The organism is Pseudomonas sp. FSL R10-0399 (assembly GCF_009600165.1).
GTDB lineage: Bacteria > Pseudomonadota > Gammaproteobacteria > Pseudomonadales > Pseudomonadaceae > Aquipseudomonas > Aquipseudomonas helleri.
Genome location: NZ_WIWK01000168.1, coordinates 1 through 9,365, shown reverse-complemented (window position 1 = coordinate 9,365; position 9,365 = coordinate 1). Strand labels below are relative to the sequence as shown.

The following is a 9,365-nucleotide window of genomic DNA, read 5'->3' as shown; positions in this document are numbered from 1 at the left end:
CGCTGAGTTCGGAATAAGACATAGGGGCAGCACCGTACCGGAAAGGTCAGGTGTTGCACTCAGTTTTTGCCGCCGCCCAGTGTTGAATCTCGGCAACAAGATCAGGGAAACGCGACTTTTTGAGTGCTGAAGGATCATTACCTGCCTCCTTAGCAACGAGATTTTGAGATAAAGGAGTTCCTTGAGGCACACGAATTGGTTGATCTTTTTTAAGTCGTTCAAATGCTTCTCTAAAACCCTGTTCTGCTTTACTCACAATGCACCCTCTTCAAGAGTAATCAAAATATTGCTCACTGCTTTATGTTGCAGGGTGAGAGATTCATGGTATGGAGATGCAAGTGGTGCAAGTTCCATACGTTCTTCAATTACTGATTGAAGAACAATCAGTTCTGGCACGCGCTCCTTGTCGAACAGTGCCTCGGTGCATGGCCCTTTTCCATGCCCACCACCACAATGAATGAGTGTGTCAGCGCCTCCAAGCGAACAGTGCCCTCTCTTTACGCAACCACCAGCAAGCGTTTCTTTCCAACTGACTAAACCCTTTCTAGCTGAACTTGCGAGCTTTTTTGCATCGCTGGTTGAAACAATGTTAAGTAAGTTCTGCTTCCTGGACTCTCCATATGGGCTAACGAAGCGCGGAGTCATTAATCTTGTTATTTCCTTGCTCAACACTTCGTACATGGTCTTCACGTACGTTGCATAGGCAACCGGGTCGAGGTTAACTCTCGAATGACCGCGGCCATAATAAAGGCTCATAGAGCGCGTCGCATGCTTGAGCTGATACTGTACTGATGGATCTGATACCAGTCCCGAAGCCTGCATGTTAACCGCGCCAGTCCGGCGAAGTTGGTGCCAGCCAAGCGGCCAGACCTTTCCGACATTGTAAGAAGCGCCCAGTGATGGGGTAAGCAATCGAGCATACTCCAAATCAGGCTCAGTTATAGTCAGTTCTTTAAGATCAAATAACACAGGATTGGATTTTAGAAGAGAGAGGTAGCTCGGATATGCCGGTCGCGTTTGGAACTTTTCTCCACTCCATGTGCCTGGAGCCCAAGGTTCATATTGTCGGAGATGAAGCCACGGCTTTTCAATCAGATCCTTTGGAATAGAGATGGAGGATCTTTTCAGTGCTGTATTCATTTTTAAGGTAGCTACGTGTGTAAGTACGGTAACAGCAGACTGTGTTGATGGCGAAGTAACCCAGCGAGCGTCCGAGTCTTGTATCGTCTTTGTTGTAATACCGCCGAGTGTGTAGATGGCGCCAAATTGAGGATCATTCTCGACATCTAGGCATCCAATTCTGAGCTTCCAAGCCTCATCCACACGCATTAATGAGAAGTTTAATAAGTATGCCATTCCGACGCGGGACGCAAGCGTCATGTAGCTGCTTAATGATAAGATAGTTAATTTTTCTTTCGGGGCGCCTGCTTTAAGCGTCCACTTCATAACCGTAGCCAGTAGATTATGTTTTTCGGCATAGTATGAAAAAGGTTCGAAATTTCGAGAGAACGAAAATTCGTCTATGTTACGCTCTCCGCTTTCGTAGATCGCGTCTAGTGATCCAAACCTATCTATGTAAAGAGAAATGCATTCGTTGTAGCAGTCGGCAACACGGTCAGCACAGACCAAATAGTCATCTATGAATTCTTTCAGCCGGTTGACCTGGTATAGCCAAATCCTTGGGGGAATATAGGCAGTTTGTGATCGCTCATGACGACTGATATTGTTTGCGAGCCGACGCAGCCCTTCCTTATCTAAGATGGTATGTCCGAACGCGTGCCGATATTCATATAGTACGTGAAGAAGAATTAAAGCGCTTTGTGCGCTCGATGAAGAAAATCCACTATGAAGCTCATCAACGACTTCGGGATGGCGATATAGATCGGAGACCTCAATATTTTTCCGGGCACAAAGTTTGAACAACGGTATGAGCTGCGTAAACCTACGATTCAGAGTCCCAGCAGTGTTCACTGATCTGGGACCCCACAACCACCAAGCGCATATAAGTTTTGCCATGTCAACACATGCGTCTGATGTGGCCGTGTTCAGATTTGAAATGATTCTAAAATTAAGATTCATCCGGCGTTCGGCCCATGGTGACAAGTCCCATATCGGATCACCATATCTACTTATGACTTTACCGGCATGGTCCGTTACAACAATGCAGTCCGATGTGGGGGGCCAAGTTTTAGGTTTGAAATTCTCAGACTCTGGGCTAACAAAATGCACGTCCATGCCTAGGGCGAAGTGTAGTTCGGAAAAATCCATGCTCTATAATCTCATTTCCGCAAGTTTGACAAACCCATCCCACTTAGGATGATAGCTACCTTCTTCAATACGGGTTGTCGATTCTGCAAGCCACGGCAAAAATTGCTCATCATTCTTGAAGGCGTCGAATTTTTTTGTAATCGCATCTACAGCCAGAAATGCCGGATGATCTTCTTTTGTTAAAGCGTTGGGCCGTTGAGTTGCAAGCTCCAACGACTTCAAGTGCCGATAGCTCATGAGGGACCAAATGTGATCAAAATCTGCGATGTCTCTTTGATGAATACAAAATAGACACCCTGCAGGATTAGTACAGTCGGGCTTTGGGGCCTCTTTCGATAATGCCTCAGCGGCCTGTGGTTCAGGTTTGACGCAAACTACAGGTCCTGGGGCTGCAAAAGCTGGATCGGTCTTCTGATGGTATCTGCTTATTTCCGCGAGGGCGGTCTGATGATTAGGGCGATCATAAGAGGTTAGCAACGTAAGTTCAGTATGCTGAGCCATCTCAGATGTTAGAATAGGATCATTAGTCTTTCTCAACAGCCAATTGACTTTCGAGAGTCTCAGCGCTCTGGGCAATACAACCTTGATATCTAAGATTGACATAATCCTTTTGACCGATTGGAAATCGTAACTCGAACCTGGCGCCCTTCTAAAGTGTGATCTTATTGGAAACAAAAGCTCATCTTCAGGAAATAATGCATCACGCCATTTTAGATATCGGTCAAAGTGTTCCCGATACTCGCTGAATATGTCGAATTCGGTTTCGCCACCTCTTCGGTCTTTGTGAATCCGATTTACATGGTAGCCCCCACTAAAGCTCTGATATGTAAACTTTCCAGTTTGTAAAGACATCGCCTGTGTGAAGTTAATTTGAGTTTGTGCGATGAATATCAGGATCTCGGCTTCGATTCTCAAATTCATCAACGGATATCTCGTTCTCCAGGTTTTTTCGGCTATATATCTTTCTCGCGGTTCACTTACCTTAGTGTTGTTTGTGTTTTTTAATTTTTCAGGAGGGACCAACCCGCTCCACAGTTCTATTGTCTGCCCCGAGCGAAAGTTCAAAGCTGCTGGCAATGCACCAAACACCGTCTTGTCGTCCAGAGAAGTACAAATGTCAAGCAGGGCGCTTCCGAATACAAACAGATCACTGAAGTTTAGCTTGTCACTACTACGACTCCAATCTTTGCTTCTTCGTCCAATGCGAACACGCGTTAGAGAGATTATCTTTTTTTTACGATTTAGCGCCCTATCTATAACGCTGCCAACTCCACCCACTCTGCCAAATGCGCTGTGCAGTTTTTTTGTCCCAGCGCGTGATTCGTCAAGTGTCCAATTGCACCAGTTGATAAATGCCATTTCAACATTTTTGATCGTCATTGCCTGATTATTTTTGTCGCCCCAGGCGTAAAAGGCCCTAATTTTTTGAATGGCAGATTTGACTGTGTGTTGACTTTTTCCGGCCACCAAGTCTGCTGTTAGCGTTTCGTAGAACAACGTAGCTAGTGAGAGTCGTGCCTGTTCTGGGCGGGGAAGTGCATTATTCGAAATAAATCGGGTAGCTTCTTTCATGGAAAGGCAACTCAATCCTTCGTAAAGCAATGAATTTAGACTCCACGGTGTTTCTAGGCGCCCATATTCAACGTTTTCTCTTATCGTGAGATCCTGCATGATCAAACAGACTCTTTGCTAGCAGCATTAAAAAATGCTTGCGTAAATTCGTTTGCGATGAAGGCTTTTATAGGAGATTTTTCCACGAATTTTATGTACTTTATTGTTGTTTTTTCATCAGCATGCAGCATCGCATCTTTTACGATAGCAAGCGCGTGAATCGAGCCACCCGCTTTAATTGCCAATCTAGCGAGTTCAGTTGCGAAAGTGCAACGAGTTTGGTGAAACTTAAATTTATATAGCGCACTTACTCCAACTTTTATTCCTATCTTTCGAAAGGAGGACATTGCTGTATTTAACGATGGTGATCTATCCTTGTTGCGCTCGCCGAAAGGATTTCCGTTCTTTGTCAAAAAGACCAAGTCCCTGTTTTCTACGGACGCCCTTGCCTCGCGTTTCAATCTCTCCGGGTCATAGCAATAGGTTAATAAACTTTCTAGGAGGATCTGCGGAATTAAGATTTGTCCAGTGACCCCTCCTTTTGTAGGGACTGGCGGATTTGCACCAGGCCCTACAGCCAGTCGATACAGATTGGTGGAAGCAGGGTCCGCCACAGCGTTAAGCAATGTGGACACCTTGAGCCCCGTCAACGTTTGAACCCTCATGCCGGTGAAGAACCCGCACATCAGCATCAACCAAAACTCATGCGTACAATATACCTTCGCCACATCGATGATTTTTGCCCTGTCTGCCTCTGATACTGGATATAGGCCGCCTTCCAACTTGTCGCCTACAGATGGCCGATTTGGTATAGATAGGCTGGTAGTATTAACAGTAATCGTTCGCTCTAGACCATAGGCATTACTGTAGTTTATGTTTACAAAGCTTTCTCGCCACATGGGCCACTCTGGAGTTAGAACACCGTTAGCACGTAGCCAGCGATAAAACTGAATGACCACACGCATGCGTTGCGAAGAAGTGGAAGGCGCAAGATCACCAGCTTTTCGGGCTCTTACCAAATAGCCCCGGAACTTTACCAAGCATCTTTCACTTTCCCGAGCTGGAAAATCCCGCCAGTCTGTGCCCGTAGTCTCCAGCCATTTCATATAGCCGTGAATTGCGGAGGACTTTGATTTTAGTGTCTGAATATCTTTTTGAACTGTTGTACCTTGTAACATAAGCCATAAGTTTGCTTCGCGCCACGGTGAGCCATCGGCCCAAAATAACTGCGGTAATGATTCGATAGGTCGTTGATGTTTTAGCGTTTCCCAAGCCACGCTTTCTGTGCTGACAGACGCGTATGCTGGTACGTAATTGATATATTCCTGCCGCGCCATCGACACACTCTCTCTCCTCCGCCAGGAGGATGCTCGTCACCCTAGGTGTCCATAGCGTGACCAACACAGTGTGCGCTGTCCATACCCTCTATTAACCTGTGACTCTGCATGGTGGGAAGGTTGGGACATTCCACATGGCTTTGGCTTGCTTTCAAGACGCGTTGCTAACCTGCTCATCCTGATGCACTACAAGCTGGTCGAGCTACAACCAGTCAAGCCATTTTCAGAGGCTGAGTTAATCCAAAAGGTGATCAGTAACGGTGATCTGTACTGTGAAAGTGGTGACCATACAGACCGCTGGAAGCTTCGGCTATCACCCGCAGGTACGCTGGTTTTGCACAAGCAGAGCGACGATTCCCAGACCCCGATCACCCACGCCAACATCAACGATATGGGCGGGGTTGTGCTTGATGGCCGAACCATAATGCACCGCAGCTGGAACTACTAAAAAGAGCAAAGGTGCGGTTCGCTGAGAACCGCACCATTCCCCAAGTGCTCAAGTATCAATACTCCCAGACCCCATTCTGAAAGTTGAAGACATGATGGGCGGCGACCGATGACACGGCTCACTTGGCCGGATGATAGGCCCATCAAAAGCGAAGGCAATTCTATGAAAACCGAACTCGAACTCGTAAAAAATTGCATCGCATTGTTGGCGGCTGAGGGTGTTGAAGCTCAAATTATCGACAGTGAAATCAAAAATTATTGTATTCGGATACCAGCCTGGGAAACGGCTGACTCTAAACTTTGCTGGCGCACCGTTTTCCAGTTCATTCACAAAAAGTTGGGCGGGAATTCGCGAAACGGACTTGTGGCCAAAACGCCGATAACAGGCTTTGTTGAGGTGTACACCTATGACCCTCGCAATGCAGAAGACGGACTTGAAGTGACCGCTGATGACATTCTGCATTGGGGTTACGGCAAGTCGGTTGATGAATTCAACTGGGAGAATGTAGAAAAAATCTCCGATAACGGGTGGGATGACGGATTCGGTGCACACATCGAGCTTTCGCACGTCACACTACGGGTTGGGTTTCTTTCCACTCTGCTCAATTGCGAAGTCGTAGAGCTGCCATTAGTTAAGCCACTTACGCCGCAAGACTTGCTACACGCGCTCAACTTTGAATCTCCGAGTGGCATTTACGGTAATTCAAAAAAGCACTCTGAAATTCTGCTGATAACGCTCAGCTCCGAGGGCCAACTGGTTGTCTATAAGCGTAGCGATAAATCCGAAACCCCAGTCGGTGATGAGCACTTCGACAAACACGGACGAATGGTGTTCGAGGGGGAAGTGATAATGCACCGCATCTTTTGGTGAGCGTCATGGGGAGAAACGCCCCACCTCTAACTCCCACACCAACTGGACAACATCTGATGGCTTCACCGACCAAACCAGACACTGATGAATCCACCCAACTAGAGGCCTATGTGGAAGCCCACGGCACTGACATTCTTATCAGTGGCAGGGGTTACGCGTTTGAGAACTTTCGCATTGAAGTTGGTCGGGGACGCTTTGCAGATGCCCTAACCAAGCGCGCTAAATATCTGGCGATGCAGACTAAGGGCAAAGTTACAGAGTGCCCCGGTGCTGAGCCCTGGGTGATAATGCGAACATCTGGCGGGGGTGCCCGTCTAGCCCGGTTCGCCATTCATGATGGGAAACTGATTGAGCTGACCTCCGCCTAGGGGCAAAAATCGACCTTTAGGACAGGAACACAAGCGCAATGCCGCCTACTGATTTTCCGAAGCGGTGTAGCCACCGCCAACTGGACGTTATCATCAACGTCATCACTTCTAGAGCTGGCGAGACGTAATGAGCAGAGGTCGCGGCAACCCCCTCAAATACCAAATCTATCGCTCGGAGTCGCTGAAAAGCGCAGCCGAAACGGTGCGGGGCCGACAGTCCTTGATTACCGCAGGTATTGATGTTTCACAAATTCGGTTTGAAACCATCACTGAAGAGGCCATCAAAGAATCACACCTTTGGGGCGATGAGGCTTCTCTTTTCCCATGGGAGGATGTGCGCTTTTGGAAGGCTGACGACTACAAGGGGATCGACATATCCCTTTGGTTTGGGGTCGAATTGTGCGGCATGGCTTACGCCACCCCAAAGCAGAGCAAGCTTTGCATTAAGGTGATTCTACTGGAAGGAAAACCAGACAAGAGCCACCCTCTCAGAGGGTTCGTAGCCCCGCTGGTACTTCTAGCCATAGGCAACTATGCTGCGCTGCTGGGATGCGTAGAAATCGAAATTGAAGACCCCGCTGCTGGCGCAGTTTTGTGGTACCAGGAATTAGGCTTTCATTACGATGCGACGAAGCGCCTTGTCATGGCCATCGAGCAGTAATACTATTCATCCAAATGTCATGACACACGAGGTGTCTATGAAGCAGATCAAGCAAGAATCAAACAACCCAATGGCGATCCGCATCCAAGCAGAAGCGCGCCAGTTGCTCTCCAGCCGTAGTGATCGTCAAGGTCGCATGCTCGACATTGCTGCCACCAAAGGGCGGGCAATGGAGCCAGTGGGCCGAATGGCTGGCTGATTGGTAATGAAAAAACGCCGCCCTAGGGCGGCTTTTTTGTGCCTGCTATTTGGCCAAGACGATGCGTTTTCTCCTAGATGAACCTTTTCACCACAGAGTTCCGCTCACTTCCTAATACGGCTATCGACGACTTGCAGTGCCTGCCTGATGAAACCGTTGAGTAAGGTTCACTATGGAGCCTCACCAATTGGAGCCGACACATGCAGCACACCCTCACTCCCCACCTCCCCCTCGTTGCTGGGATGCTCTTCGTCCACCAGGGCCGCAAATATCGACTGAACAGCTTTCTATGCGAGGTGGTGGAAAAGCCCGTAGAGAACGAACTGCTTGCCGAGCTATTCGCTGAGTGGGATGCCGAAGTAGCCGCATCGCTACCCGTTGGGATGCGGCATATCAAGCTGCGGTATTGCCTCCCTCAAGAGGCGACCTTTGTGTCAGGAAGCGGCGTTGGTGGATGCGTGGCGGCAATCGAAGAAATTCAACTTGATGGCATGGTCGAATGGAGCGAGCAGCAGCTAGCAGAGCACCATGGCCAAGCGCTTCGAAAAGGGAAACTGGGCCTGCATTCCACCACCATTATCCGCCCCATTGCCAAGCCCGAGGTTGCTTGAAATGGTGCTGGGTGAGATTCAACTAAGCATGTTCCCAACAGAGCCCCCACTGATTGCAGGCCCAGAGACATTGCAGCTGATGCGGCCACATAAGTGGGCTCATGGTGAAACGGTCGAGCTTCCCCTTGTTTCCATCGAGTTGGTGCCCCATGAGACCCGCTGGATGTGGCAGTCGAACCTCAACTCAAAAAACGGCTCGGGTCAAAGTGCTAAGGCATTACCGAAGTGGAACAAGTTTGCCGCATCCAAGCAGGACGCATTGATTGCTGGAATTGAAGATGTTCTGACCTTTTTGCACCGAGCCACCGCTGCGGAACAGCAACGGATTACTCAATGGCTTCGCGATCAAGCCTCACGATCAGCTGTGGCTTCCAGTTCTTTGGAGTGACAAAGCGCACAGGGTAGAGTCGCGGGGGTAGTGCCAGGGGCAGTAATCTATGTCTCTGCTTAATCAGGTACGGAATGATGACTGAGTACACGTTCAATGAATGCCGGCGCTGTGCGGGCTACGGTGTCAGAGACAACGGGAACAACTGCACTAACTGTGGGGGCAGTGGCACTGGAGGACTGCATTCCACCAATGGGTGCATAGGCAGTGGTGAAGTAATCACAGAAACGGCAACAGGTCGTGTAGTTCCAATTTCAGAGTTCGCAACTCTAATGAAGGCCAGCGTTCAGGTCAGCAAGTGAGGTTCATCGGGGTGGTCTCGGTAGAAAAACCGCAATCATCCGGGAGCTGGCCTCCCCTCCCAAGTATCGGCATTGTCGATTCTCTCAACCCCGCAGAGTCATCCACCTCAGATTAGGGGGCTCCGCCTCCCCACGTTGAATAACCGCGAATTATTTTGGCTTCGCCCGATGACACAGCTGATCGCCGGGGAAACTAGGTTCATCAACCAAATCGGGCATCTGCCCGTATCCGTCCGGCGAAGTCATCTACCCGATCCCAACTATAAGGGCGATGGTGTCAGTTCAAAAATACGTGGACACCA

9 protein-coding genes and 1 pseudogene are annotated in these 9,365 nt (G+C 48.8%); 6 read left to right on the top strand and 4 right to left on the bottom strand.

The window, feature by feature from the left end; translation table 11 throughout:
• Nucleotides 1-58 precede the first annotated feature (58 nt).
• From GHO41_RS27490 to GHO41_RS27475, 4 genes and pseudogenes are all read right to left on the bottom strand, one after another.
• Nucleotides 59-259 (bottom strand): annotated as a pseudogene (locus GHO41_RS27490) (hypothetical protein); the annotation flags it as partial.
• Complete coding sequence (locus tag GHO41_RS27485) at nucleotides 253-2,268, bottom strand: hypothetical protein (RefSeq protein ID WP_153379773.1); 2,016 nt, start codon at nucleotides 2,266-2,268, stop codon at nucleotides 253-255. The gene GHO41_RS27485 and the pseudogene GHO41_RS27490, both read right to left, overlap by 7 nt.
• Nucleotides 2,269-2,271: 3 nt before the next feature.
• Nucleotides 2,272-3,840, bottom strand: coding sequence for a hypothetical protein (locus tag GHO41_RS27480; RefSeq protein ID WP_153379775.1), 1,569 nt, complete (start codon nucleotides 3,838-3,840; stop codon nucleotides 2,272-2,274).
• A 101-nt stretch (nucleotides 3,841-3,941) separates the two neighbouring features.
• Nucleotides 3,942-5,216 (bottom strand): site-specific integrase, encoded by a 1,275-nt coding sequence (locus tag GHO41_RS27475; protein ID WP_153379777.1) that lies wholly within the window; start codon nucleotides 5,214-5,216, stop codon nucleotides 3,942-3,944.
• 181 nt (nucleotides 5,217-5,397) lie between these two features.
• Here GHO41_RS27475 and GHO41_RS27470 point away from each other — a divergent pair, with 181 nt between their 5' ends.
• From GHO41_RS27470 to GHO41_RS27450, 6 genes are all read left to right on the top strand, one after another.
• Nucleotides 5,398-5,664, top strand: a complete 267-nt coding sequence (locus tag GHO41_RS27470; RefSeq protein WP_153435176.1) for a hypothetical protein — start codon at nucleotides 5,398-5,400, stop codon at nucleotides 5,662-5,664.
• A gap of 162 nt (nucleotides 5,665-5,826) precedes the next feature.
• Nucleotides 5,827-6,534 (top strand): hypothetical protein, encoded by a 708-nt coding sequence (locus GHO41_RS27465; RefSeq protein WP_153435175.1) that lies wholly within the window; start codon nucleotides 5,827-5,829, stop codon nucleotides 6,532-6,534.
• A 495-nt stretch (nucleotides 6,535-7,029) separates the two neighbouring features.
• Nucleotides 7,030-7,563 (top strand): N-acetyltransferase, encoded by a 534-nt coding sequence (locus GHO41_RS27460; protein ID WP_153435174.1) that lies wholly within the window; start codon nucleotides 7,030-7,032, stop codon nucleotides 7,561-7,563.
• Between the two features lie 37 nt (nucleotides 7,564-7,600).
• Nucleotides 7,601-7,762, top strand: a complete 162-nt coding sequence (locus GHO41_RS29920; RefSeq protein ID WP_178126598.1) for a hypothetical protein — start codon at nucleotides 7,601-7,603, stop codon at nucleotides 7,760-7,762.
• A 200-nt stretch (nucleotides 7,763-7,962) separates the two neighbouring features.
• Nucleotides 7,963-8,373: a hypothetical protein gene (locus tag GHO41_RS27455; RefSeq protein WP_153435173.1), complete on the top strand. Its 411-nt coding sequence runs from the start codon at nucleotides 7,963-7,965 to the stop codon at nucleotides 8,371-8,373.
• A 1-nt stretch (nucleotide 8,374) separates the two neighbouring features.
• Nucleotides 8,375-8,761, top strand: a complete 387-nt coding sequence (locus tag GHO41_RS27450) for a hypothetical protein (protein WP_153435172.1) — start codon at nucleotides 8,375-8,377, stop codon at nucleotides 8,759-8,761.
• Nucleotides 8,762-9,365: the final 604 nt, after the last annotated feature.

What these genes read in the sequence shown, in the direction of transcription:
- GHO41_RS27485 (WP_153379773.1), bottom strand. Translation starts at nt 2,268, where the DNA reads ATGGATTTTTCCGAACTACACTTCGCCCTAGGCATGGACGTGCATTTT.
- GHO41_RS27480 (WP_153379775.1), bottom strand. Translation starts at nt 3,840, where the DNA reads ATGAAAGAAGCTACCCGATTTATTTCGAATAATGCACTTCCCCGCCCA.
- GHO41_RS27475 (WP_153379777.1), bottom strand. Translation starts at nt 5,216, where the DNA reads ATGGCGCGGCAGGAATATATCAATTACGTACCAGCATACGCGTCTGTC.
- GHO41_RS27470 (WP_153435176.1), top strand. Translation starts at nt 5,398, where the DNA reads ATGCACTACAAGCTGGTCGAGCTACAACCAGTCAAGCCATTTTCAGAG.
- GHO41_RS27465 (WP_153435175.1), top strand. Translation starts at nt 5,827, where the DNA reads ATGAAAACCGAACTCGAACTCGTAAAAAATTGCATCGCATTGTTGGCG.
- GHO41_RS27460 (WP_153435174.1), top strand. Translation starts at nt 7,030, where the DNA reads ATGAGCAGAGGTCGCGGCAACCCCCTCAAATACCAAATCTATCGCTCG.
- GHO41_RS29920 (WP_178126598.1), top strand. Translation starts at nt 7,601, where the DNA reads ATGAAGCAGATCAAGCAAGAATCAAACAACCCAATGGCGATCCGCATC.
- GHO41_RS27455 (WP_153435173.1), top strand. Translation starts at nt 7,963, where the DNA reads ATGCAGCACACCCTCACTCCCCACCTCCCCCTCGTTGCTGGGATGCTC.
- GHO41_RS27450 (WP_153435172.1), top strand. Translation starts at nt 8,375, where the DNA reads ATGGTGCTGGGTGAGATTCAACTAAGCATGTTCCCAACAGAGCCCCCA.